The organism is Bradyrhizobium sp. SEMIA, assembly GCF_014844175.1.
Lineage (GTDB): Bacteria > Pseudomonadota > Alphaproteobacteria > Rhizobiales > Xanthobacteraceae > Bradyrhizobium > Bradyrhizobium arachidis.
In genome coordinates, this window is record NZ_CP046601.1 from 6,620,090 (window position 1) to 6,643,418 (window position 23,329).

The following is a 23,329-nucleotide window of genomic DNA, read 5'->3' on the forward strand; positions in this document are numbered from 1 at the left end:
TGTGCGCAGTTGCGCACTGGAGCGGGGCATGACGCAGTTCGAAAGAGTTCAGCTCAGTGCTTCGTCCAGGAACGCCTTCAACTGCGCCTGATGCTTGGACATCAGACCAGTCGCGGTCGCGGCGGAAGCGGCGCGGCCAACATAACGCGGACGCCGGCTCACACCGTTCACCTGGTTCAGCACCCATTCCAGATAGGGCTCGATGAAGTGCCAGGCACCCATGTTGCGGGGCTCTTCCTGGCACCACACCATCTCGGCTTTCTTGAAGCGCGACAGCTCGGCGACCAGCGCCTTCAGCGGCACCGGATAGAGCTGCTCGACGCGCATCAGGTAGATGTCGTCGATGCCGCGCTTCTCGCGCTCCTCGTAGAGATCGTAATAGACCTTGCCGGAGCACAGCACGATGCGACGGATCTTCTCGTCGGGGACGAGCTTGATCGCCTCGTTCGGCAGCATCTGGGCGTCATCATAGAGGATGCGGTGGAAGGTCGTTCCCTTCGCGAGCTCTTCGAGACGCGAGACCGCCCGCTTGTGGCGCAGCAGCGACTTCGGCGTCATCACGATCAGCGGCTTGCGGATCTCGCGATGGAGCTGCCGGCGCAGCACGTGGAAGTAGTTCGCCGGCGTGGTCGGATAGACCACCTGCATGTTGTCTTCGGCGCTCATCTGCAAATAACGCTCGAGGCGCGCCGAGGAATGCTCCGGTCCCTGGCCTTCATAGCCGTGCGGCAAGAGGCAGACGAGGCCGGACATGCGCAGCCATTTGCGCTCGCCCGAGGAGATGAACTGGTCGAACACGACCTGCGCACCGTTGGCGAAGTCGCCGAACTGGGCTTCCCACAGGGTCAGCGTGTTCGGCTCGGCGAGCGAATAGCCGTATTCGAAGCCGAGCACGGCCTCTTCCGACAGCAGCGAGTTGATGACCTCGTAGTGACCCTGCTCGTGACCGAGATGGTTGAACGGCGTGTAGCGACTCTCGTCTTCCTGGTCGATCAGGACCGAGTGGCGCTGCGAGAAGGTGCCGCGCTCCGAATCCTGTCCGGACAGACGGACGTGATGGTTTTCATTGAGCAGCGAGCAGAACGCCAGCGCCTCGCCGGTCGCCCAGTCGATGCCGTTGCCGGTGTCGATCGCCTTCGAGCGGTTATCGAGGAAACGCTGGATGGTGCGGTGAACGCGGAAGCCGTCCGGCACCTTGGTGATCTTGCGGCCGATGTCCTTGAGGATCGGCAGATCGACGCCGGTGACGCCGCGCCGTGCATCCTCTTCCTGGTCGGCGATCTTGAAGCCGGACCACTTGCCGTCGAGCCAGTCGGCCTTGTTCGGCTTGTAAGAGGTGCCGGCCTCGAATTCGGCATCGAGCCGCGAGCGCCAGTCGGCCTTTAGCTTGTCGACCTCGCCCTCGGTGACCACGCCTTCGGCAATCAGGCGCTTGGAGTAGAGAGTGAGGGTCGAGGGATGGGCCGCAATCCGCTTGTACATCACCGGCTGGGTGAACGCGGGCTCGTCGCCCTCGTTGTGGCCGTAACGGCGATAGCACCACATGTCGATGACGACGGGCTTGTGGAACTTTTGACGGAATTCGGTGGCGACCTTCGCCGCGAACACCACGGCTTCCGGATCGTCGCCGTTCACGTGGAAGATCGGCGCGTCGATCATCTTCGCCACATCCGACGGATAGGGCGAGGAGCGCGAGTAACGCGGATAAGTCGTGAAGCCGATCTGGTTGTTGACGATGAAGTGCACGGAGCCGCCGGTGCGGTAGCCCTTCAGGTCCGACAGGCCGAAGCACTCGGCCACCACGCCCTGGCCGGCGAATGCGGCGTCGCCGTGCATGAGCAGCGGCATCACGGAGATGCGCTGGTCCGGCGGATCACCGTGCTGGTCCTGCTTGGCGCGCACTTTCCCGAGCACCACGGGATCGACGATCTCGAGATGCGAGGGGTTGGCGGTCAGCGACAGATGGATGCGGTTGCCGTCGAACTCGCGGTCCGAGGAGGCGCCGAGGTGATATTTGACGTCGCCGGAGCCTTCGACCGCGTCGGGATTGGCCGAGCCGCCCTTGAACTCGTGGAACAGTGCGCGGTGCGCCTTGCCCATCACCTGGGTCAGCACGTTGAGGCGGCCGCGATGCGGCATGCCGAGCACGACTTCCTTCACGCCGAGATTGCCGCCGCGCTTGATGATCTGCTCGAGCGCGGGAATCAGCGATTCACCGCCGTCGAGGCCGAAGCGCTTGGTGCCGGTGAACTTGGTGTCGCAGAACTTTTCGAAGCCTTCAGCCTCGACCAGCTTCATCAGGATCGCCCGCCGGCCTTCGCGGGTGAACGAGATTTCCTTGTCCGGTCCCTCGATGCGCTCCTGGATCCAGGCCTTCTGCGCGGCGTTGCTGATGTGCATGAACTCGACGCCGAGCGTCTGGCAGTAGGTGCGCTCGCAGATCGCGGTGATCTCGCGCAGCGTGGCGTATTCGAGACCCAGCACGTGATCGAGGAAGATTTTGCGGTCGAAATCGGCTTCGCTGAAGCCGTAGGTGCGTGGGTCGAGCTCTTCGCGGTTGCGCGGGGCTTCGATGCCGAGCGGATCGAGCTTGGCGTGGAAGTGGCCGCGCATGCGGTAGGAGCGAATCAACATCAGGGCGCGGACCGAGTCACGCGTCGCCTGAAGCACGTCAGCGGAGGAGATGTCGGCGCCCTTGGCTTGCGCCTTGGCCGCGATCTTGGCACCGACCGCCTTCTCGACCTCAGCCCAGTTGCCGTCGAGGGCGGAGGTCAGATCGTCCTGCGGGCTCAGCGGCCAGTTGTCGCGTTCCCAGGACGGTCCTTCCGCGTTCTTGCGGACGTCGGCCGGCTGATCGTTGAGGCTCTTGAAGAACTCCTGCCACTCGGCGTCGACCGAGGACGGGTCCTTCTCGTAGCGGGCGTAGATTTCGTCGATGTAGGTGGCGTTGGTGCCCTGCAAAAACGAAGAGAGGGCAAAGGCTGCGTTCGCGTCCTGGCGAGACATACTTGAGTTCCTGGCGATTTCGGTTCGCGCATAACAAACGGCGCTGGCGTCGGGCTCCCCGGCAGAGGCCCGACGCGACTGGCACCATTTACCCTATTTGCTGCGAAACTTCGCCCGGAAAAGCACGAAGAAGTGAATTAGCCTTTCAACTTTTCGGCAAGCGTATGGCCGAGGCGCGCCGGCGACGGAGACACGGTAATTCCGGCCGATTGCATCGCTTCGGTCTTGGAACCGGCATCGCCCTTGCCGCCCGAGATGATCGCGCCGGCATGACCCATGCGGCGGCCGGGAGGTGCGGTGACGCCGGCGATGAAGCCGACCATCGGCTTCTTGCGGCCGCGCTTGGCCTCGTCCTTGAGGAACTGGGCGGCGTCCTCCTCGGCGGAACCGCCGATCTCGCCGATCATGATGATCGATTCGGTCTTGGGATCGGCCAGCAGCATTTCGAGCACGTCGATGAACTCGGTGCCCTTGACCGGGTCGCCGCCGATGCCGACCGCGGTGGTCTGGCCGAGGCCTTCCTGCGAGGTCTGGAACACGGCTTCGTAAGTGAGCGTGCCGGAGCGGGAGACGATGCCGACCGAGCCGGTCTTGAAGATGTTGGCCGGCATGATGCCGATCTTGCACTCGCCGGCGGTCATGACGCCGGGGCAGTTCGGCCCGATCAGGCGCGACTTGGAGCCGGCCAGCGAGCGCTTCACGCGGACCATGTCGACGACCGGAATACCCTCGGTGATGCAGACGATCAGCGGGATCTCGGCGTCGATGGCTTCGCAGATCGCGTCGGCCGCGCCCGGCGGCGGCACGTAGATCACCGACGCATCGGCGCCGGTCTTCTCACGCGCATCGCGCACGGTGTCGAACACCGGCAGGCCCAGATGCGTCGAGCCGCCTTTGCCCGGCGAGGTGCCGCCGACCATCTTGGTGCCATAGGCGATCGCAGCCTCGGAGTGGAAGGTGCCGTTCTTGCCGGTGAAGCCCTGGCAGATGACCTTGGTGTTCTTGTCGATCAGGATGGACATGAGGTCTGCTTTCGCGAAACTAACAGAGTGAGAGGGTCAGTGGATGCGGCGGTAGACGCCAGTGAGCACGTCGGCCCAGCCTTCCGCGTCCGGCGAGAACTGGATCTTCAACGAGTAGGAATTGTCGTCGATGATCTCGTAGACGTGGCGCGCATTGCCGCGGAGCGAGCCGCGCACCAGCGTCAGGGTCTTGCCGACCCACCCGCCGGAAGCGGGCGAGGGCGGCGTGTAGCCGAGCGAGTCGTACCAGAACAATTTGTAGGTCCGGTCGTCACGATCGTAGGTGAAGATGCCATGGGTCGCGAAGACCTGCTTGCCGTCGCGCATCTGCACCGAGTCCTGGATCAGGTAGAACCCGTTGAGATCCATGCGCGCGACGGTGCGCGAGGTCGCCGGGCCGCCTTCGGTCCAGCGCGATGGGAAGACCGTCTCTTCGCCATCCCATTCGCCGGCGAACGCGGCGAGACGCGCGTGCTCTGCAAGCGGAGATGATGCGGCGAGATGGTCCTGGGCCATGGCCTTAGCCTCCCTTGACGGCCTTCACGATCTTCTGCGCGGCGTCGTCGAGATTGTCGGCCGGCACCACGTTCAGGCCGGATTCACGGATGATCTTCTTGCCGAGCTCGACATTGGTGCCTTCGAGGCGAACCACCAGCGGCACGCTGAGGCCGACTTCACGAACCGCAGCCGTGACGCCCTCGGCGATCACGTCGCACTTCATGATGCCGCCGAAGATGTTGACCAGGATGCCCTTCACGTTGGGATCCGCGGTGATGATCTTGAACGCGGCCGCGACCTTCTCCTTGCTGGCGCTGCCGCCGACGTCGAGGAAGTTCGCCGGCGACATGCCGTAGAGCTTGATGATGTCCATCGTCGCCATGGCGAGACCGGCGCCGTTGACCATGCAGCCGATGTTGCCGTCGAGGGTGACGTAGTTGAGGTCGTACTTGGACGCCTCGATCTCCTTGGCGTCTTCCTCGGTCTCGTCGCGCAGCGCGAGCACCTCGGGGTGGCGGAACAGCGCGTTGTCGTCGAACGACACCTTGGCGTCGAGCACGCGGAGCTGGCCCTGCTTGGTCACGACCAGCGGGTTGATCTCCAGCATCGACATATCCTTGGCGACGAAGGCGGCGTAGAGCTGCGCGGTGAGCTTCTCGGCCTGCTTGGCGAGATCACCGGAGAGCTTCAGCGCGTTGGCGACGGTGCGGCCGTGATGGCCCATGATTCCGGTCGCGGGATCCACCGAGAAGGTCACGATCTTCTCAGGCGTGTTGTGCGCGACGTCCTCGATGTTGACGCCGCCTTCGGTCGAGACGACGAAGGAGACGCGCGAGGTCTCGCGGTCGACCAGGATCGAGAGGTAGAACTCCTTGTCGATGTCGGAGCCGTCCTCGATGTAGAGGCGGTTGACCTGCTTGCCGGCGGGGCCGGTCTGCACGGTCACCAGCGTCGCACCCAGCATCTGCTTGGCGAACTCGGAAACTTCAGAGGCCGACTTGGCGATCCGGACGCCGCCCTTGTCGCCGGCTGAGGCTTCCTTGAACTTGCCCTTGCCGCGGCCACCGGCATGGATCTGGCTCTTCACGACATAGACCGGACCGGGCAGCGCCTTGGCGGCTGCTTCCGCGTCGGCGGCCTTGAGAACCGGGACGCCCTTGGAGATCGGCACGCCGAACTCACCCAGCAGCGCTTTGGCCTGATATTCATGGATATTCATATGGTCGCTCCCTGAACCCGCGGGCGGTGACCCCATGGGCCCACCTCAGTCTTGTGGCTGGCATACCATATACCACAGGAACTGCAACCCGGATTCTTTGACTTCGAGATCTCTGGACTGCCGAACCGAAGGCCCGCCCGGTCAGCCGGGCCCCGGAAGTGAAACCGCCGAAGACCGGGTTTCGGTCTTCGGCGGGATTGTTTGGGCCTTAGCGGCCGAGAAGATCGGGTGCGATCTTCTTGCAGGCATCGACCAGGCCCTGCACCGCGCCGACCGACTTGTCGAAGGCCTCGCGGTCCTTGCCGGCGAGCTCGATCTCGACGACGCGCTCGACGCCCTTGGAGCCGATCACGACGGGTACGCCGACATACATGTCCTTCACGCCGTATTCGCCGTTGAGGTAGGCGGCCGAAGGCAGCACGCGCTTCTTGTCGCGCAGATAGCTCTCAGCCATCGCGATCGCCGAGGCGGCGGGGGCGTAGAAGGCCGAGCCGGTCTTGAGCAGGTTGACGATCTCGGCGCCGCCGTTGCGGGTGCGGTCGACGATCTCGTCGAGGCGCGCCTGCGAGGTCCAGCCCATCTTGACGAGGTCGGGCAGCGGGATGCCGGCGACGGTGGAGTACTTCACCAGCGGCACCATGGTGTCGCCATGGCCGCCGAGCACGAAGGCGGTGACGTCCTCGACCGAGACGTTGAACTCGTCGGCCAGGAAGTAGCGGAAGCGCGCGGAGTCGAGCACGCCGGCCATGCCGACGACCTTCTTGTGCGGCAGGCCCGAGGCCTTCTGCAGCGCCCAGACCATCGCGTCGAGCGGGTTGGTGATGCAGATGACGAAGGCGTCGGGGGCATACTTCTTGATGCCGGCGCCGACCTGCTCCATGACCTTGAGGTTGATGGACAGGAGGTCGTCGCGGCTCATGCCGGGCTTGCGCGGCACGCCGGCGGTGACGATGCAGACCTTGGCGTTGTCGAGCGCTTCGTAGGAGTTGGCACCGGTGTAGTGCGCGTCGAAGCCGTCGACCGGCGAGGACTGCGCGATGTCGAGCGCCTTGCCCTGCGGCACGCCTTCGGCGATGTCGAACATCACCACGTCGCCCAGTTCTTTCAGGCCGATGAGATGAGCCAGCGTTCCGCCGATCTGACCGGAGCCAATCAAAGCAATCTTGTCGCGCGCCATGTGAACCTGTCCTTTAGACACGTAAGGAGGGGAAAACTGAGACGGGTGGTTATCCCTTTCGCCTCCCCCGTTCAAGTCGCTGGATGCCCATTTGTCGGGCTTGGCGCATATACAAGCGCAACCCCGTCATTCCGAGGCGCGACGAAAGTCGCGAGCCCGCAATCCATCAGGCGGCAGAGTCTGTGGCGCGATGGATTCCGGGCTCGTCGCTTCGCGACGCCCCGGAATGACAGCGCTGGCAAATAGGACTTAAGTCTCCACCAGCCCCTTGGTGGAGCCGCTGGCGGTGGAATCCTTGCGGCCGTGGGCCAGCGCCAGATAGGATTCCGAGCTCATCTCGATCAGGCGCGAGGCGGTCCGCTTGAACTCCATGGCCTCGTTGCCCTCGTGGGCGAGGTAGAGCGAGATCGGGTTGGCGTCCGCCGAGGCCATCAGCTTCACGGCATTGTCATAGAGCGTATCGATCAGCGTGATGAAACGCTTGGCGGCGTTGCGCTGGGAGAAGTCCATCACTGGAATATGGTCGACAGGATGGTGTGATAGTCGTGCGCGAGCCTCAGATAATCGGACGCCCCGAGCGGCTTCTCGCAGAGATCGGCGAACGAGAACCGCGCCACGCCGTGCGCCGAGCACGGCACGTGCAAGGTGCGGCCCTTGATCGAGATGTCGCGCGACTTGCATTTGGCGTTGCCGGTCATCTTCGCCCAGGCGCGGTCGAGCGCGGCGTCCGCATCGCCATCCGCCGGCGTCAGCCACATCGGCACACCCTGAAGCTTCTCCAGGCGGAAGTCGGTGCGCGCGTCGAGCCGCGCCACGTCCATGTGGTCGGTGATCTGCTTGATGAAGGGTAGGAACAGCGACCGGTTCAGGCCACCTTTGTAGAGATCGTCAGGCGCGACGTTGGAGGTCGCGACCACCACGGTGCCGAGCTCGAACAGCTTTGCGAACAGGCGGCCCAGGATCATCGCATCGGCGATGTCGGTGACGTGGAATTCGTCGAAGCAGAGCAGCCAGCTCTCCTCGAAGATCGCCGTCGCGGTCAGTGCGATGACGTCGCCGTCGGCGATCTCGCCGCGCGCGATGCTCTGGCGATAGTCGTAGATGCGCTCATGCGCTTCGGCCATGAACTCGTGGAAATGCGCGCGGCGCTTGTGTTCGACACTCGCGTGCTGGAAGAACAAGTCCATCAACATGGTCTTGCCGCGGCCGACCTCGCCATGGATGTAGAGCCCGCGCGGCGCCTCGTCCTTGTCGCTGCTGAACAGGCGGCTGAGCAGGCCCTGCTTGCGCTGCGGCTTGTAATTCGCGAGCCGCTGGTCGAGCGCGGCATAGGCTTCGGCGACCTCGGCCTGCGCAGCATCGGGCTCAATCGCGCCTGACGCGATCTGGGCCTGGTATGCCTCGCGGAATGAGGAGTTTGGGGTGGAGAGCATGGCTCTTTACCGCCAGAGATGGGCGGAAATTGCAAGCCGTGAATTGGTGGACGGGGTATGCGGTTTCATGTCGGACGTGGAACGCTGCTGCGCAGAGCCGGGACCCACTGTTTCGTTCATTGCTGGGAGCTATGGGCCCCGGCTCAGCAGTGCACCACTACGTGGCGCACTGCGTCCAGGGTACGAGAGCAGTGCTACTCACACAGCTCGTAAGCGTCCTCGACCACATACGGTCCGCCACCGGTCGATGCGCGCGACGAGAACAAGACAAAGCGTTCGGCCATGAAGGCCTTGCTCGGGAAGTAGCCGCGGATCGAGAGATAGTCGGCGACGTCGCGGTCGGTGGCGTCATGCAAACGAGCCAGCGTGACGTGCGGGATGAACTTGCGTCCCTCGGGATCGAGACCGATCCGCTGCATCATGCGTTCGAGCTCGGCCTGCAATTCCATCAGCGGCTTGCTCGGCGCGATGGTGGCGACCACCGCGCGCGGCTTGCGGCCGCCAAAACTGGTCAGGCCCTGCACCTTCACCTCGAACGGCTTTCGGTCGACGCGAAACAGCATCGAGGCGATCTCGTTGGCGGAGGCGCCGTCGATATCGCCGATGAAGCGCAAGGTGACGTGATAATTTTCGGGATCGATCCACCGGGCGCCGGGAAGGCCGCCCCTGAGATTGGAAAGCGACTGGCCGATCTCGGCCGGAATTTCCAGACCAGTGAACAAACGCGGCATCGTTCAGCCTCCCGATGCTTGGGTACGACCCTCGAGGCGAGGACCATATCCAAATTAGAGCCGGCGACGAATCAACCGGTACCCTGATTCCTATCGCAGTTGTGTGACTCTGCGAAGCATGCCGCGCCTCACCCCGGTAAAACCCTGGGAATTAGGGTTAGCGCTGCCTGTTTTTCAACGCTGCTGCTCGTGGATCGTGCCAACGAATGCCTCCACAGTGGGCATGATCCTGCCGACGATGATGTCGACGCCGGCCGCTGTCGGATGAATGCCGTCGGCCTGGTTGAGCTTGGCGTCGGCCGCGACGCCCTCGAGGAAGAACGGATAGAGCGGCACGTCGAACGTCTTCGCAAGATCCGGATAAATCGAATTGAAGCGCGCAGCATATTCGGCGCCGTAATTCGGCGGCGCCAGCATGCCGCACAGCATCACCGGGATCTTGCGCGCCTTCAGACGCGCGACGATGTCGGTCAGCGCTTTGCGCGTCAAGTCGGGATCGATGCCGCGCAGCGCGTCGTTGGCGCCGAGCTCGACGATCACGCCATCGGTTCCATCGGGCACCGACCAGTCGAGCCGGTCACGGCCGCCGGAAGAGGTGTCGCCGGACACCCCCGCATTGGTCATGTCGACGGCTATGCCTTTGGCTTGCAAGGCTTTTTGAAGTTTAATGGGGAATGCCTCCTGGCCCGGGAGACCGAGGCCGGCGCTCAAGGAATCGCCGAGAACGACAAGCTTGACCGGCTTTGTCGCCTCCGCCCAGGCCGGGTTCGCCATCGTCATCAAAGCGAGCATCAACACGGCTATGTGCATGAAGAATCCGCAACGCCTCTCGACCGCGCGTGCGGAGTTGCCATATGACCGGACCATGGACACTCGCATCGATACCTCTTCGCTCGCCGACACCTCGTCGGACACCATCGCCATCTCCAACGTCAATCTTTCTTTGGGTACGGGCGCGGCGCGCGTTCACATTCTCAAGGATATCAGCCTGCGGGTCGGCCGTAGCGAGACGATCGGCCTGATCGGCCCGTCAGGCTCGGGCAAATCCACGCTGCTGATGGTGATGGCGGGGTTGGAGCGTCCTGATAGCGGAGAGGTGGTGGTGAACGGCACGCCTTTCAATGCCCTCGACGAGGACGCGCTGGCCCGCTTCCGCGGCCGCCAGGTCGGCATCGTGTTCCAGTCCTTCCATCTGATCCCGACCATGACGGCGCTGGAGAACGTCGCCGTGCCGCTCGAGCTCGCCGGCAATCCCGATGCCGCCAAGCGCGCGGCGCAGGAGCTGCAATCGGTCGGGCTCGGTGACCGCCTGCATCACTATCCGACGCAGCTGTCCGGCGGCGAGCAGCAGCGCGTCGCGCTCGCCCGTGCGCTGGCGCCCGATCCGGCCATCCTCGTCGCCGACGAGCCGACCGGCAATCTCGACGAAGCCACCGGCAAGCAGATCGTCGATCTCTTGTTCAGCAAGCATGCCGAGCGCGGCATGACGCTGGTGCTGGTCACGCACGATTCCTCGCTGGCGCATCGCTGCGATCGCGTGATCCGCCTGCGCTCCGGCCGCATCGACACGCAGACTGCGCCGGCATGAGTGCTGTGGCCGAACCGTTCGCAAAGCCGAGCGCCGTCGCGCTGTCGCTGCGCTACGCATTGCGCGAATTGCGCGGGGGCCTGCGCGGCTTCTACGTCTTCATCGCCTGCATCGCGCTCGGCGTGATGGCGATTGCCGGAGTCGGCTCGGTGTCGGCGAGTCTTTCCGACGGTCTCGCCCGCGAAGGCCGCACGCTGCTCGGCGGCGACGTCTCCTTCGTGCTGTTCCAGCGCGAGGCCAAGCCCGAAGAGGTCAGCTTCCTGCGCTCGCGCGGCACTGTCTCGACCGCCGCGACGTTGCGCGGCATGGCGCGCTCGGCCGAGGGCAAGCTGGCGCTGGTCGAGATGAAGGCGGTCGACGACGCCTATCCGATGCTCGGACAGCTGACGCTGGCGCCGCCTCTGCCGATGTCCGATCTCGTCGCAGAACGCGATGGCGCGTTCGGCGCGGCCGCCGATCCGACGCTTCTTGCACGTCTTTCCCTCAAGACCGGCGACCGCGTCACCATTGGCTCGGCGACATTCCAGATCCGCGCGACTGTCGAGGCCGAGCCGGACAAGCTCGCCGGCGGCATCGGTTTTGGCCCGCGCTTTTTGATCAGCGAGGCGGGCCTGCGCGCCACCGGCCTGATCCAGCCCGGCAGCCTGGTACGCTGGGTCTACCGGGTGAAGCTCCCCGATGGCGCCAACAGCGAGCGCGCCACCGAAACCTTCATCAATGATGCGCGCAACGCTGCGCCGCAGGCCGGCTGGGAGATCCGCAGCCGCTCCAATGCCTCGCCGCAGCTCGAGCGCAATATCAACCGCTTCACACAGTTCCTGACGCTGGTCGGCCTTGCCGCACTGCTGGTCGGCGGCGTCGGCGTCGCCAACGCCGTGAAGAGCCATATCGACCGCAAGCTCGAAGTGATCGCCGCCTTCAAGGCGGTCGGCGCCACCGGCCGCGACGTGTTCGGCATTTACCTGGCGCAGGTTCTCCTGCTTGCCGCGATCGGCTCGGTGATCGGCCTTGCCCTCGGCGCCGCGATGCCGTTCGCGATCGTCGGCCTGTTCGGAAAATTGCTGCCGCTGCCGGTGGTGCGGCCGTGCATGCCGACGAGCTCGCGCTGTCCTTCGTTTATGGCCTGCTCACCGCGCTCGCCTTCGGCCTGTGGCCGCTCGGGCGAGCGCACGACGTGCCGGTCGCCGCGCTGTTCCGCGACACCATCAGCTCCGAATGGCACCGGCCACGCGCGAGCTATCTCGTGTTCATGGGCGTCGTGATCGCCCTGCTCGTTGCGGTCGTGATCGGGCTTTCGTTCGACAAACGCATCGCCGCGGTGTTCGTCGCGTCCTCCGTCGTCGTGTTCGCCCTGCTACGCGGCATCGCCGCGCTGCTGATGGGTATCGCGCGGCACCTGCCGCGGACGCGGCTGCCGATGCTGCGGCTGGCGATCGCCAACATCCACCGGCCCGGCGCGCTGACGCCCTCGGTCGTGCTGTCGCTCGGTCTCGGGCTCGCCGTGCTCGTCACCATCACCCAGATCGACGGCAATCTGCGCCGGCAGTTCCTGGCAGCGCTCCCGGATCGTGCACCCTCGTTCTTCTTCATCGACATCCCGAGCACGCAGGCCGAGCAGTTCGACGATTATCTGCGGCAGATCGCGCCCGGCGCGAAGGTCGAGGACGTACCGATGCTGCGCGGCCGCATCGTCGCCGCCCGCGGCGTGCGCGCCGAGGACCTCAAGCCCAGCACGGATTCGGAATGGGTCCTGCAAAGCGACCGCGGCCTGACCTATACCGCCGAGCTGCCGAAGGGCTCCAAGGTGGTCGAGGGCGAATGGTGGGGCCCCGACTATTCCGGCCCGCTGCTGGTCTCGATGGAGAAGAAGATCGCCGACGGGCTCGACCTCAAGCTCGGCGACGAGATCGTGGTCAACGTGCTCGGCCGCGACATTCCGGCCAAGATCGGCAATCTGCGCACCATCGACTGGCAGGGGATGGGCATCAATTTCGTGCTGGTGTTCTCGCCGAACGCCTTCAAGGGCGCACCCCACACCCACATCGCGACGCTGACCGAATCCGGCGGCGATGCGACCGGTGACGGCAAGATCATCAAGCAGGTTGCGGATGCCTATCCGATGGTGACCAGCGTGCGCGTGCGCGAGGTGATGGAGACGGTCGGCTCGGTCGTGACCAACCTGGCGCTGGCGATCCGCGGCGCCAGCGCGGTGACGCTGATCTCGGCGATCCTGGTGCTGGGCGGGGCGCTGGCCGCCGGCCACCGCCACCGGGTCTATGATGCGGTAATCCTGAAGACGCTGGGCGCAACCCGGCTGCGGCTGCTCGGCGCCTATGCCCTCGAATACCTCCTGATCGGGCTCGCCACCGCGGTGTTCGGCGTGATCGCGGGCAGCATCGCGGCCTGGATGATCGTGACACGGCTGATGACGCTGAGTTTCGTCTGGCAGGCCGGCAGCGCCGCCGGCGTGGTCGCGGCCGCACTGGTCGTCACCGTGGGGCTCGGGCTCGCCGGCACTCTGCTGGCGTTGAACAAAAAGCCCGCTACGGTGTTGCGGAATTTGTGACAAAATGTAGCGGGATGCCGCGCGGTAGCGGAATCGCACGATTCCTGCGATTAACCACGTCCGCTCGCCAGGATTGTGCCCGAGGGCGACATTCAGCCGCGCGTGGACGGTTGCAGCGAATGTGTTAGTTTCCCACATATCGAATGGGTTCGGAGCCCCCGATTGTTAGCCAAATTTAATGTCGGCAGACATCGGTATCCGGATAGAACTTGACGAACCGGCGGCGTGGCGACCCTCATGCCGGACCGGCCAACCAACGGGAATTCGACCATGTCGGACCTAGACCGTAACTACGCTTCTCCTTTCGGCAGGGCCGCCGGGCGTGTTGACGCCGCGACGGTCGACGCCGGCCTGCGCGCCTACATGCTGCGCATCTACAATTACATGAGCATTGGCCTTGCCATCACCGGCCTGGCCGCGCTCGGTGTCTACCTGGCTGCCGTGACTGACGTCCCGACCGCGGACGCCGTCCGCGTCGGCAAGCTGTTCCTGACGCCGTTCGGCTACGCGATGTTCGTCAGCCCCCTGAAGTGGCTGTTCATGCTCGCGCCGCTCGCGATGGTGTTCGTGATCTCGGCGGGCATCAACCGTCTCGCTCCCTCGACCGCCCAGATCCTGTTCTGGGTGTTCTCGGCGCTGATGGGCATCTCGCTGTCGTCGATCTTCCTGGTGTTCACCCACACCTCGATCGTGCGGGTGTTCTTCATCACCGCGGCGACTTTCGGTGCACTGAGCCTCTACGGCTACACCACCAAGCGTGACCTGACCGGCATGGGCTCGTTCCTGTTCATGGGCCTGATCGGCATCATCATCGCGAGCCTGGTGAACCTGTTCCTGGCGAGCTCGATGCTGCAGTTCATCGTGTCGGTGGTCGGCGTGCTGGTGTTCGCCGGCCTCACCGCCTGGGACACCCAGCGCCTGAAGAACGACTACATCTACGGCTACGCTTCGGCCGGCGGTGACATCGCAGAGCGTGCGGCCATTACCGGCGCCCTGTCGCTGTACCTGAACTTCATCAACCTGTTCACGCTGCTGCTGCAGCTCCTCGGCCAGCGCGACTAAGCGCCAGACGAGAGAACGGACACGAACCCCGGCCGAGAGGCCGGGGTTTTTGTTTGGGGCCCCGGTAGCTCTCCTCGTCATTGCGAGGAGCCCTTGCGACGAAGCAATCCGGAGGCCCTCCGCGGATGCATTTCTGGATTGCTTCGCTACGCTCGCAATGACGACCGGGAGACGGTGGCGGCCCCCTTCCAGCAACCGGGCGAAGCCTCTAGTCTGAGGCCATGTCCGCACCCGATATCAGGCCCACGACCGAGGCCGACCTTCCCGCCATCACCGCCATCTACCAGCAGGCCGTTCGCGAGGGCACTGCGACGTTCGAGCTGGATCCGCCTGACCTAGCCGAGATGACCCGCCGTTACCGCACGCTGGTCGACGGCGGCTATCCCTATTTCGTCGCCATCCTCGACGGCAGCGTCGCCGGCTATGCCTATGCCGGTGCCTACCGGCCACGGCCGGCCTATCGCTTCACGGTCGAGAACTCGATCTACCTCGATCCGAGTTTCCACCGCCGCGGCATCGGCTCGCTGCTGCTGGAGCGGCTGATCACCGAATGCGAGGCGCGCGGCTTCCGCCAGATGATCGCCGTGATCGGCGATTCCGCCAATGCCGGCTCGATCGGCGTGCACACCAGGGGCGGCTTCAAGATGATCGGCACCCACCCCAATGTCGGGCTGAAGTTCGGTCGCTGGCTCGACACGGTGATGATGCAGCGCGACCTCGGCGAGGGCGCGAAGACGGTGCCGGGGAAGTAGGGCCTCGCCACGGCACCGCTCGTAGGGTGGGCAAAGCGAAGCGTGCCCACCATCAGGGCGATTACGGAAAGGTCGTGGGCACGGCGCTTTGCGCCTTTGCCCACCCTACGGCACCGTTCGTGCGGTTAGACCACCGCCAATTTCCGGTCGATCACCAGCAGCACGCGCTCGAGCTCATGGCCGCGGCGCAGGATCAGGCCGGTCGCCGAGATCACGCTGTACATGCCCTGCTTGCGCGCGAGGCGCGGGTCCTTCTCGATGCGGTAGATCGGCACTTCCGAGGCGCGGCGATAGACCGAGAACACGGCGCGGTCCTTCAGGAAGTCGATGGCATAGTCGCGCCACTCGCCGTCGGCGACCATGCGGCCATAGAGATTGAGAATGCGGTGCAGCTCGAGCCGGTTGAACGTCACCCGGTTCGGCTGCGCGTTCACCGCGATGGGCCGCGCCGCCGCGCGCTGCTCGCTCGGATCGGCATCCTCCGACGTCAGACTCATGGGAGCGCTCCTCATCGCACAGCATGATCGCGCCCGCGAAACCGTCCCAGGGTACCGCGGATCATGACAGTCACATGATCGCGCCAACCGCTCCTCGCCGCAAGGGCTCTTGCAGGAATCCGGGACAGGGCTCTGGGCTCAACCCGCCTGATCGGGTGCGAATTGGACCACACGCAAAAGTGGAACTCTGTCGCGGCAAACCGTCACGGGATCGTTAGCAGGAATCATACTGTCGCCGCTTTTCCGCCCAGTGCCCGCCGCCCTGCATTGCGAAAAGATTCGTGTGCGTTGGCCCGGTCCTTTCGGTTCCGGATTCCTCAGCCCCCAGCCCCCCGGGGTCGAACAGGATCGGGTCTGTACGCGCGACAAGGAGGGCCAACGCAAGTTGGTCCTTTTTTGTTTGTGTCGGATTGTTTCTGACGCGCTGTCATTCCGGGGCGCGCCGCTTGGCGCCAGCCCGGAATCCATTTCTCAGCTCGGATTGTGGATCGATGGATTCCGGGCTCGCGCTTCGCGCGCCCCGGAATGACGGGAGACCAGATCTCCTGAGACGATCTCGCGCATACTCTCGCTCTCCACATGAAGAGTTAGAGCGAGTGCGACGCTAGAGAGAAATTCGAATCAATGCAGCGACGTGTACGCTGCGCCCAGCATCGGACCGGGCTTGTCGCGGCTGCCGTCCTGGACATAGACCACCGCGCCGTCGACGCCGTCGCGCGTGAGGTTCTCGAGCGGCACGGTCCAGCTTTCCGGACGGCCAGTCCAGTCGCCGACCTTGAGCAAATTGCGCACCACGTTGTGATAGGTGATCTGCTGTCCGCGATTTTCGCCACGGCTGATCGAGATCGGCACCGATTTGGCGACCGAGCAGATCCAGACCTCGCCATGCGAGACCGCCGGCTCCTTGCTCGCGGCCACCGACACGTTGATCTGCTTGCCCGAGAGCGACATCGTCACCGGCACGCTCATCACGCCACTGCTCTTGTCGGTCTTGCCGATCGCATTCTCGATGCCGGCACGATCGCTGCCGATGACATGCGCCGAGCCATTGACCACGACCTGCGGCGTGTAGACCTCGCGGTCGCCGCGCATGCGCGAATAGGCGCGCTGCCGCGCCGAGAAACGCGAATCCGCCAGCGTGTCCTTCCAGCCGAGATAGTCCCAATAATCGATCGGCATGCTCAGCGCGATGATCGAGGGATCGCTGGAGAGATCGCCGATGATCTTGTCGGCGGGCGGGCAGGACGAGCAGCCCTGCGAGGTAAACAATTCGACAACGGCGCGCGGATCGGCGTGGGCGGGACGGATGATGGCGGCGATGGCGCAGATGCTGAGCGCTCCCGACCAGAGTGCACCGGACCAGCGCGAAACCAGATTAGAAGCCGTCATTGTCGTCATGTCGAACGTCACACATCGTCAGTCGTTGGGGGGAAGCTTATCGCCTGATGGTCACCGTAATCTTACGGGGCGCGGCATGTTCAACCGTCCTGGGCGGGATTTCCGCCGGGCGGGCCCATCTGAAGCATGCCGCAAACGCGCGAAGGCGGCCTTGTGATAGGCCGCCTTCGTTTAACCTTCTACTCACGTCGCAGTGAGCCACCGTTCACAAATTCGCGCTTAGGCCGCGAGCTTGCGCAGCACGTAGTGCAGGATGCCGCCGTTCCGGTAGTAGTCGAGCTCGTCCAGCGTATCGATGCGGCAGAGCAGCGAAACGCGCTGCAGCGAGCCGTCACCGGAGACGATCTCCGCGGTCAGCTTCTGGCGCGGCTTGAGGTCGCCGACGAGGCCACGCAGCGTGACCTTCTCGTCGCCTTTCAGGCCCAGCGACTGCCACGAGGTGCCTTCCTCGAAGGTCAGCGGCAGCACGCCCATGCCGACCAGGTTGGAGCGATGGATGCGCTCGAAGCTCTGGCAGATCACGGCGCGAACGCCGAGCAGACGCGTGCCCTTCGCAGCCCAGTCGCGCGAGGAGCCGTTGCCGTATTCGGCGCCGGCGAACACGACGAGCGGCACCTGCTCCTGCTGATACTTCATCGCGGCGTCGTAGATCGACATCTGCTCGCCGTCGGGCCAGTGCTTGGTCAGGCCGCCCTCGGGGATGTTTCCATCCGCGCCCTTGAGCATGAAGTTCTTGATGCGGATGTTGGCGAAGGTGCCGCGCATCATCACTTCATGGTTGCCGCGGCGCGTGCCGTACTGGTTGAAGTCGGCGGGGCGCACCTGGTGCTCGCTGAGATATTTGCCGGCGGGCGAGGTCAGCTTGATCGAACCGGCCGGCGAGATGTGGTCGGTGGTGATCTTGTCGCCGAACATCGCGAGGATGCGCGCCTCGACGATGTCGGTGACCGGCTCCGGCTCCTTCTTCATGCCATCGAAGTAGGGCGGGTTCTGCACGTAGGTCGAAGACATGTTCCAGCGATAGGTCTCGCTCTCGACAGTCTTGATCTTGCGCCAGTTGGTGTCGCCCTTGAACACGTCGGCATACTTCTTCTTGAAGATCGACGCGGTCACGAACTTCTTCATGAAAGCGTTGATCTCCTTCGTCGTCGGCCAGATGTCCTTGAGGTACACCGGCTTGCCGTCCTTGCCTTCGCCGAGCGGCTCGACGGCGAGGTTCTTGGTGACGCTGCCCGCGAGCGCATGCGCGACGACCAGCGGCGGCGAGGCGAGATAGTTCGCCTGCACGTCCGGCGAGACGCGGCCTTCGAAGTTGCGGTTACCGGAGAGCACGGCCGCGGCGACGATGCCGTTCTCGTTGATCGACTTCGAGATCTCCTCCGGCAGCGGACCGGAATTGCCGATGCAGGTGGTGCAGCCAAAGCCGACGAGATTAAAGCCGACCTTGTCGAGATCGGCCTGCAGACCGGAATCGGCGAGATAGCCCGCGACCACCTGGCTGCCCGGGGCGAGCGAGGTCTTCACCCACGGCTTGGCCTTGAGGCCCTTGGCGGCAGCGTTGCGAGCCAGGAGGCCTGCGCCGATCAGCACGCTCGGATTCGAGGTGTTGGTGCAGGAGGTGATGGCGGCGATGACGACGTCGCCATGACCGATCTCGTACTTCTTGCCTTCGACGGCGAAGCGCTTGTTGGGCTCCTCGGCTTTCTTGTACTCGGTGCCGAGTGCGAGCGAGAAACCTTCGGCGACCGACGGCAGCGCGATGCGGCCTTCGGGACGCTTCGGGCCGGCCATCGACGGCACGACGTCGGCGAGGTCGAGCGTCAGCGTTTCCGTGAACACCGGATCAGGCGACTTGGCGGTGCGGAACAGGCCCTGCGCCTTGGCATAGGCTTGCACCAGCGCGACACGCGCCGGCGCGCGGCCCGAGGTCTTGAGGTAATCGATCGCAGCGGCGTCGACCGGGAAGAAGCCGCAGGTCGCGCCGTATTCGGGCGCCATGTTGGCGATCGTCGCCTTGTCGGCGACGGAGAGATTGTCGAGGCCCGGGCCGAAGAATTCGACGAACTTGCCGACCACGCCGAGCTTGCGCAGCATCTGCGTCACGGTCAGCACGAGGTCGGTCGCGGTGACGCCTTCCTTCATCGCGCCCTTCAGCTTGAAGCCGACGACGTTGGGCAGCAGCATCGACAGCGGCTGGCCGAGCATGCAGGCTTCCGCCTCGATGCCGCCGACGCCCCAGCCGAGAACGGCGAGACCGTTGACCATGGTGGTGTGGGAGTCGGTGCCGACCAGCGAGTCAGGATAGGCGACCTCGAAGGTGCCGGTCTTCTTGCCGACCGTCATCTTCTCCTTCTTGGTCCAGACCGTCTGGGAGAGATATTCGAGATTGACCTGGTGGCAGATGCCGGTGCCGGGCGGCACGACGGAGAAGTTCGAGAATGCCTTCTGGCCCCACTTCAGGAACTCGTAGCGCTCCTGGTTCTGCTTGTACTCTTCAGTGACGTTCTTGGCGAAGGCCTTGTTGTCGCCGAAGAAGTTCACGATCACGGAGTGGTCGATGACGAGATCGACCGGCACCAGCGGGTTGATCTTCTCGGCATCGCCGCCGAGCTTCTGCATCGCGTTGCGCATCGCGGCGAGGTCGACGACGGCCGGAACGCCGGTGAAGTCCTGCATCAGCACGCGGGCCGGGCGGAAGGCGATCTCATGCTCCAACGACTTCTTGCGCAGCCACTTCGACACCGCGACGACGTCTTCCTTCTTGACCGAGCGGCCGTCCTCGTTGCGCAGGAGGTTCTCGAGCAGGACCTTCATCGAATAGGGAAGTTTCGAAATTCCCTTCAGACCATTCTTCTCGGCCGTGGGCAGGCTGTAATAGACATAGGTCTTGGCGCCGACCTTGAGGGTCTTTTTGCATTTGAAGCTGTCGAGCGAGGTCATGTAGGAAATCCCAATTGTTAGTTATACCCGGCAGGGTATTTTAACACCGTCAGCATAGCAGGCTGGGTCGCTTGCAGGGGCAGGTTGAGTTGCTGCATCAAGTAGTTCCGGGCTTATAGAAGCTTTCTAACCGCGCCGCCACAGCCACAATCGAACCCAGCAAGTCGCGAGCCAAAAATTCTGATGCGCTACCCCAAGTTTTCCTGAGGCCCAGCGTTTGGACGGGTTGATACCAGGCAAGATGCAGCTGTCCGGGCGAGGGGTCACCTGCGTGCGCGGCGGCCGCGAGGTGTTCGCCGGGCTCGATTTCGAGGCCGTCGCCGGCGAGGCCGTGGCGGTGGTCGGCCGCAACGGCTCGGGCAAGACCTCGCTGCTGCGGCTGATCGCCGGCCTGCTCGTTCCGGCTGGCGGCACGATCATACTCGACGGGGGCGACGCCGACATGACGCTGCCCGAGCAGTGTCACTATCTCGGCCATCGCGACGCCCTGAAGCCGGCGCTGAGCGTGGCTGAAAATCTGGCATTCTGGGCTGATTTCCTGGGCGGCGAGCGCCGCGACGCGGCTGAAAGCCTCGCCATTGTCGGCCTCGACCACGCCGCCCATCTGCCCGCAGCCTTCCTGTCCGCGGGCCAGCGCCGCCGGCTGTCGCTGGCCCGGCTGCTGACGCTGCGACGGCCAATCTGGCTGCTGGACGAGCCGACCAATGCGCTGGATGTCGCCGGCCAGGAGATGTTCGGCGGCCTGATGCGAGAGCATCTGGGGCGCGGCGGGATGATCGTCGCGGCGACCCACGCGCGCTGGGGATCGAGGCGCGGGGAGCTGCGGATCGGGGGGACGGCGTGAGGCGGCCTGACCCTCAGCTTTCCAAGCGGCCGGGCGCCGCTCTCTCCGTTCCCTCCCCCCTTGCAGGGGAGGGTCAGGAAGAGGGGTGCCGCACCGCACAGCCTCTCGGTTCTGGCGTTGGGGAGGCGAGCGCATTGCTGTTTGCAATCCGCCCCTCAAAGGCATCTCGCCCGAGGCTACCCCTCTCCCCCTCCCTCCCCCGCAAGGGGGGAGGGAGCGCGGTTTGCCTGGGGCGCGAGCCGGGCTCCCATGGCCGCCGCACCGCCGGAGCCACCCCATGACCGCCCTCGCCGCCCTGATCCGCCGGGACATCAGGATCGCGCTCCGCGTCGGCGGCGGGGCGCTGATCGGCGTGCTGTTCTTCCTGACCGTCGTCGTCCTGATGCCGTTCGCGGTGGGACCCGATCTGGCGCTGTTGTCGCGGCTCGGACCTGCCATCCTGTGGCTTGGCGCACTGCTGGCGAGCCTTTTGACGCTCGACCGGCTGTTCATGGCCGACCATGAGGATGGCTCGCTCGACCTGATCACGATGAGCCGGACCCCGCTGGAACTCGCCTGCGCGGCCAAGGCGCTGGCGCATTGGCTGGCGGCGGGGCTGCCGCTGATTGTCGCAACCCCCGTGCTGGGCCTGCTGCTCAACCTCGACATGGTCGCAACCGGAGCCGTGGCACTGACGCTCTTGGCCGGCACCCCGGCGCTGACCTTCACCGGCATGATCGGCGCGGCGCTGGCGGTGACGCTGCACCGAGGCGGGCTCCTGATGGCGGTGCTGGTGCTGCCGCTGTCGATTCCCGTGCTGATTTTCGGCGTTGCGGCCTCGCAGGCTGCGATCGTCGGCCCCATGACCTTCGGCGCGCCGTTCTCGATCCTGTGCGCGCTGTCGCTGGTCAGCCTCGTGATCGGCCCGTTCGCGGCCGCTGCAAGCCTGCGGCATGGGCTCGACTGACCATGGCTCGGCCGGCCTTGACCCCGATCAACTTTCGGTACGCACTTTTATGCTGATTGCGTGAGCGCCGACCTGTGATTAATCAGAAGACCATGACGCTGATCGACCTTGCCAATCCGACACGGTTCCTCGCGCTGACGGCGCGGCTGCTGCCGTGGCTCGCGGGTGCAACCGTCATCCTGCTCGCGATCGGTCTCTATCAATCGGCGCTTGCACCCGACGATTATCAGCAGGGTGCGACCGTCAAGATCATGTTCATCCACGTTCCCAATGCGTGGCTGTCGATGTTCGTGTGGGGCGTGATGAGCATTGCCTCGCTGGGCACGCTGGTGTGGCGGCATCCGCTTGCCGACGTCGCCGCGAAGGCGGCAGCGCCGATCGGCGCCAGCTTCACCTTCCTCGCGCTGCTCACGGGCTCGCTGTGGGGCCGGCCGATGTGGGGCACTTATTGGGAATGGGACGCGCGACTGACCTCGGTGCTGATCCTGTTCCTGATGTATCTCGGCCTGATGGCGCTGTGGCGCGCGGTTGACGATCCCTCGCGCGCGGCGCGTGCCGCGGCCGTGCTGACGCTGGTCGGCGCGATCAATCTGCCGATCATCAAGTTCTCGGTCGACTGGTGGAACACGCTGCACCAGCCGGCCTCGGTGATGCGCATGGGCGGCTCGACGCTCGACAAATCCTTCCTGGTCCCGTTGCTGGTGATGGCGGTCGCGTTCACGCTGCTGTTCGTCACGCTGCATCTGGCTGCGATGCGTAACGAGATTTTGCGCCGGCGCGTCCGCTCGCTGCAGATGATGCAGGCGAGCCGCATCGCGTTTTCGAGCGAGTTAAGCCCCGGTTCGCGTGAGGAAAACGCGTCAAAAGGGGCTGCCTGATCATGTCGCTCGGCCCCTACGCGTCTTTCATCGTGACGTCCTATGCGGCAGCCGCCCTCGTGGTCGCGATCTTGGTCGGCTGGATCGTGCTCGACTATCGCAGCCAGACCGAACGGCTACGCGAGCTTGACCGCAGCGGCGTCACCCGCCGCTCGGGCCGCAGCGCGACGGACTCACGATGAGCGATCAAACCACATCCACGGCCCCGCAGCGCCGCACCTTCCTGATGGTGCTGCCGCTCATCGCCTTCATCGCCCTGGCGCTGTTGTTCTGGTTCCGGCTCGGCAGCGGCGATCCCTCACGGATTCCCTCCGCATTGATCGGTCGTCCCGCGCCGCAGACCACGCTGCCGCCGCTCGAGGGACTACAGACCGGCAATGCGCAGGTGCCGGGGCTCGATCCCGCCGCATTCAAGGGCAAGGTCAGCCTCGTCAATGTCTGGGCGTCCTGGTGCGTGCCCTGCCACGACGAGGCGCCGCTGCTGACTGAGCTGGCAAAAGACAAGCGCTTCGAACTCGTCGGCATCAACTACAAGGACAGCGCCGATAACGCGCGCCGCTTCCTCGGCCGCTACGGCAACCCGTTCGGCCGCGTCGGCGTCGACGCCAACGGCCGTGCCTCGATCGAATGGGGCGTCTACGGCGTGCCGGAGACGTTCGTCGTCGGCCGCGAGGGGACGATCGTCTACAAGCTGGTGGGGCCGATCACGCCGGACAATTTGCGGACAGTGCTGCTGCCGCAGATGGAAAAGGCGTTGAAGGCGGGGAGCTGA

General features: G+C 64.8%; 18 protein-coding genes and 2 pseudogenes. 9 read left to right on the top strand and 11 right to left on the bottom strand.

Going from position 1 to position 23,329, the window contains the following annotated elements:
* Window positions 1-48: 48 nt before the first annotated feature.
* From FOM02_RS31885 to FOM02_RS31920, 8 genes and pseudogenes are all read right to left on the bottom strand, one after another.
* Window positions 49-3,006 (bottom strand): 2-oxoglutarate dehydrogenase E1 component, encoded by a 2,958-nt coding sequence (locus tag FOM02_RS31885; protein ID WP_027561867.1) that lies wholly within the window; start codon window positions 3,004-3,006, stop codon window positions 49-51.
* A 137-nt stretch (window positions 3,007-3,143) separates the two neighbouring features.
* Window positions 3,144-4,028: a succinate--CoA ligase subunit alpha gene (sucD, locus tag FOM02_RS31890; protein ID WP_027561866.1), complete on the bottom strand. Its 885-nt coding sequence runs from the start codon at window positions 4,026-4,028 to the stop codon at window positions 3,144-3,146.
* Window positions 4,029-4,064: 36 nt separating this feature from the next.
* Window positions 4,065-4,544: a DUF1579 domain-containing protein gene (locus tag FOM02_RS31895; RefSeq protein ID WP_027561865.1), complete on the bottom strand. Its 480-nt coding sequence runs from the start codon at window positions 4,542-4,544 to the stop codon at window positions 4,065-4,067.
* A gap of 4 nt (window positions 4,545-4,548) precedes the next feature.
* Window positions 4,549-5,745, bottom strand: coding sequence for an ADP-forming succinate--CoA ligase subunit beta (gene sucC / locus FOM02_RS31900; protein ID WP_027561864.1), 1,197 nt, complete (start codon window positions 5,743-5,745; stop codon window positions 4,549-4,551).
* A gap of 208 nt (window positions 5,746-5,953) precedes the next feature.
* Window positions 5,954-6,922 (bottom strand): malate dehydrogenase, encoded by a 969-nt coding sequence (gene mdh, locus FOM02_RS31905; RefSeq protein ID WP_008145224.1) that lies wholly within the window; start codon window positions 6,920-6,922, stop codon window positions 5,954-5,956.
* 249 nt (window positions 6,923-7,171) lie between these two features.
* Window positions 7,172-8,355: pseudogene (zapE, locus tag FOM02_RS31910) on the bottom strand (cell division protein ZapE).
* A gap of 194 nt (window positions 8,356-8,549) precedes the next feature.
* Window positions 8,550-9,086 (bottom strand): RNA 2',3'-cyclic phosphodiesterase, encoded by a 537-nt coding sequence (gene thpR, locus FOM02_RS31915; protein WP_027561862.1) that lies wholly within the window; start codon window positions 9,084-9,086, stop codon window positions 8,550-8,552.
* Between the two features lie 174 nt (window positions 9,087-9,260).
* Window positions 9,261-9,896, bottom strand: a complete 636-nt coding sequence (locus FOM02_RS31920) for an arylesterase (protein WP_027561861.1) — start codon at window positions 9,894-9,896, stop codon at window positions 9,261-9,263.
* Window positions 9,897-9,951: 55 nt separating this feature from the next.
* Between FOM02_RS31920 and FOM02_RS31925 the strand changes: the two genes are divergently transcribed.
* The 4 genes and pseudogenes from FOM02_RS31925 (at window position 9,952) to FOM02_RS31940 (ending at window position 15,054) form a co-directional block, all read left to right on the top strand.
* Window positions 9,952-10,674, top strand: coding sequence for an ABC transporter ATP-binding protein (locus FOM02_RS31925; RefSeq protein WP_027561860.1), 723 nt, complete (start codon window positions 9,952-9,954; stop codon window positions 10,672-10,674).
* A pseudogene (locus tag FOM02_RS31930) lies at window positions 10,671-13,240 on the top strand (ABC transporter permease). The gene FOM02_RS31925 and the pseudogene FOM02_RS31930 overlap by 4 nt, the downstream one beginning before the upstream one ends.
* A gap of 270 nt (window positions 13,241-13,510) precedes the next feature.
* The gene (locus FOM02_RS31935; protein WP_027561858.1) at window positions 13,511-14,302 is read left to right on the top strand and encodes a Bax inhibitor-1/YccA family protein; all 792 of its coding nucleotides are present in this window, start codon (window positions 13,511-13,513) and stop codon (window positions 14,300-14,302) included.
* 221 nt (window positions 14,303-14,523) lie between these two features.
* Window positions 14,524-15,054: a GNAT family N-acetyltransferase gene (locus FOM02_RS31940; protein ID WP_027561857.1), complete on the top strand. Its 531-nt coding sequence runs from the start codon at window positions 14,524-14,526 to the stop codon at window positions 15,052-15,054.
* A 125-nt stretch (window positions 15,055-15,179) separates the two neighbouring features.
* Here FOM02_RS31940 and FOM02_RS31945 read toward each other — a convergent pair whose 3' ends face one another.
* From FOM02_RS31945 to acnA, 3 genes are all read right to left on the bottom strand, one after another.
* Window positions 15,180-15,551: a DUF2794 domain-containing protein gene (locus FOM02_RS31945; RefSeq protein WP_265440560.1), complete on the bottom strand. Its 372-nt coding sequence runs from the start codon at window positions 15,549-15,551 to the stop codon at window positions 15,180-15,182.
* Window positions 15,552-16,172: 621 nt separating this feature from the next.
* The gene (locus tag FOM02_RS31950) at window positions 16,173-16,949 is read right to left on the bottom strand and encodes a DUF1223 domain-containing protein (protein WP_027561855.1); all 777 of its coding nucleotides are present in this window, start codon (window positions 16,947-16,949) and stop codon (window positions 16,173-16,175) included.
* A 219-nt stretch (window positions 16,950-17,168) separates the two neighbouring features.
* On the bottom strand, window positions 17,169-19,889 hold the full coding sequence (gene acnA, locus FOM02_RS31955) for an aconitate hydratase AcnA (protein ID WP_027561854.1): 2,721 nt from the start codon (window positions 19,887-19,889) through the stop codon (window positions 17,169-17,171).
* A 241-nt stretch (window positions 19,890-20,130) separates the two neighbouring features.
* Here acnA and ccmA point away from each other — a divergent pair, with 241 nt between their 5' ends.
* The 5 genes from ccmA to FOM02_RS31980 all read left to right on the top strand — a co-directional run bounded on the left by ccmA (window position 20,131) and on the right by FOM02_RS31980 (window position 23,329).
* On the top strand, window positions 20,131-20,733 hold the full coding sequence (ccmA, locus tag FOM02_RS31960) for a heme ABC exporter ATP-binding protein CcmA (RefSeq protein ID WP_265440561.1): 603 nt from the start codon (window positions 20,131-20,133) through the stop codon (window positions 20,731-20,733).
* A gap of 277 nt (window positions 20,734-21,010) precedes the next feature.
* Entirely contained in the window at window positions 21,011-21,679 is a 669-nt protein-coding gene (gene ccmB / locus FOM02_RS31965) for a heme exporter protein CcmB (protein ID WP_027561852.1), read from the top strand.
* A 92-nt stretch (window positions 21,680-21,771) separates the two neighbouring features.
* On the top strand, window positions 21,772-22,557 hold the full coding sequence (locus FOM02_RS31970) for a heme ABC transporter permease (RefSeq protein WP_027561851.1): 786 nt from the start codon (window positions 21,772-21,774) through the stop codon (window positions 22,555-22,557).
* Window positions 22,554-22,739: a heme exporter protein CcmD gene (gene ccmD / locus FOM02_RS31975; RefSeq protein ID WP_027561850.1), complete on the top strand. Its 186-nt coding sequence runs from the start codon at window positions 22,554-22,556 to the stop codon at window positions 22,737-22,739. Before FOM02_RS31970 ends, ccmD begins: the two co-directional genes overlap by 4 nt.
* Complete coding sequence (locus FOM02_RS31980) at window positions 22,736-23,329, top strand: DsbE family thiol:disulfide interchange protein (protein ID WP_027561849.1); 594 nt, start codon at window positions 22,736-22,738, stop codon at window positions 23,327-23,329. The genes ccmD and FOM02_RS31980 overlap by 4 nt, the downstream gene beginning before the upstream one ends.

Excerpts from the sequence above, each read along its gene's own strand:
- thpR (WP_027561862.1), bottom strand. The coding sequence starts at position 9,086 with ATGCCGCGTTTGTTCACTGGTCTGGAAATTCCGGCCGAGATCGGCCAG.
- FOM02_RS31945 (WP_265440560.1), bottom strand. The coding sequence starts at position 15,551 with ATGAGTCTGACGTCGGAGGATGCCGATCCGAGCGAGCAGCGCGCGGCG.
- FOM02_RS31970 (WP_027561851.1), top strand. The coding sequence starts at position 21,772 with ATGACGCTGATCGACCTTGCCAATCCGACACGGTTCCTCGCGCTGACG.
- acnA (WP_027561854.1), bottom strand. The coding sequence starts at position 19,889 with ATGACCTCGCTCGACAGCTTCAAATGCAAAAAGACCCTCAAGGTCGGC.
- FOM02_RS31925 (WP_027561860.1), top strand. The coding sequence starts at position 9,952 with ATGGACACTCGCATCGATACCTCTTCGCTCGCCGACACCTCGTCGGAC.
- FOM02_RS31920 (WP_027561861.1), bottom strand. The coding sequence starts at position 9,896 with ATGCACATAGCCGTGTTGATGCTCGCTTTGATGACGATGGCGAACCCG.
- ccmB (WP_027561852.1), top strand. The coding sequence starts at position 21,011 with ATGACCGCCCTCGCCGCCCTGATCCGCCGGGACATCAGGATCGCGCTC.
- FOM02_RS31950 (WP_027561855.1), bottom strand. The coding sequence starts at position 16,949 with ATGACGACAATGACGGCTTCTAATCTGGTTTCGCGCTGGTCCGGTGCA.
- sucD (WP_027561866.1), bottom strand. The coding sequence starts at position 4,028 with ATGTCCATCCTGATCGACAAGAACACCAAGGTCATCTGCCAGGGCTTC.
- FOM02_RS31935 (WP_027561858.1), top strand. The coding sequence starts at position 13,511 with ATGTCGGACCTAGACCGTAACTACGCTTCTCCTTTCGGCAGGGCCGCC.
- FOM02_RS31940 (WP_027561857.1), top strand. The coding sequence starts at position 14,524 with ATGTCCGCACCCGATATCAGGCCCACGACCGAGGCCGACCTTCCCGCC.
- sucC (WP_027561864.1), bottom strand. The coding sequence starts at position 5,745 with ATGAATATCCATGAATATCAGGCCAAAGCGCTGCTGGGTGAGTTCGGC.
- mdh (WP_008145224.1), bottom strand. The coding sequence starts at position 6,922 with ATGGCGCGCGACAAGATTGCTTTGATTGGCTCCGGTCAGATCGGCGGA.
- FOM02_RS31980 (WP_027561849.1), top strand. The coding sequence starts at position 22,736 with ATGAGCGATCAAACCACATCCACGGCCCCGCAGCGCCGCACCTTCCTG.
- FOM02_RS31895 (WP_027561865.1), bottom strand. The coding sequence starts at position 4,544 with ATGGCCCAGGACCATCTCGCCGCATCATCTCCGCTTGCAGAGCACGCG.
- FOM02_RS31885 (WP_027561867.1), bottom strand. The coding sequence starts at position 3,006 with ATGTCTCGCCAGGACGCGAACGCAGCCTTTGCCCTCTCTTCGTTTTTG.
- ccmA (WP_265440561.1), top strand. The coding sequence starts at position 20,131 with ATGCAGCTGTCCGGGCGAGGGGTCACCTGCGTGCGCGGCGGCCGCGAG.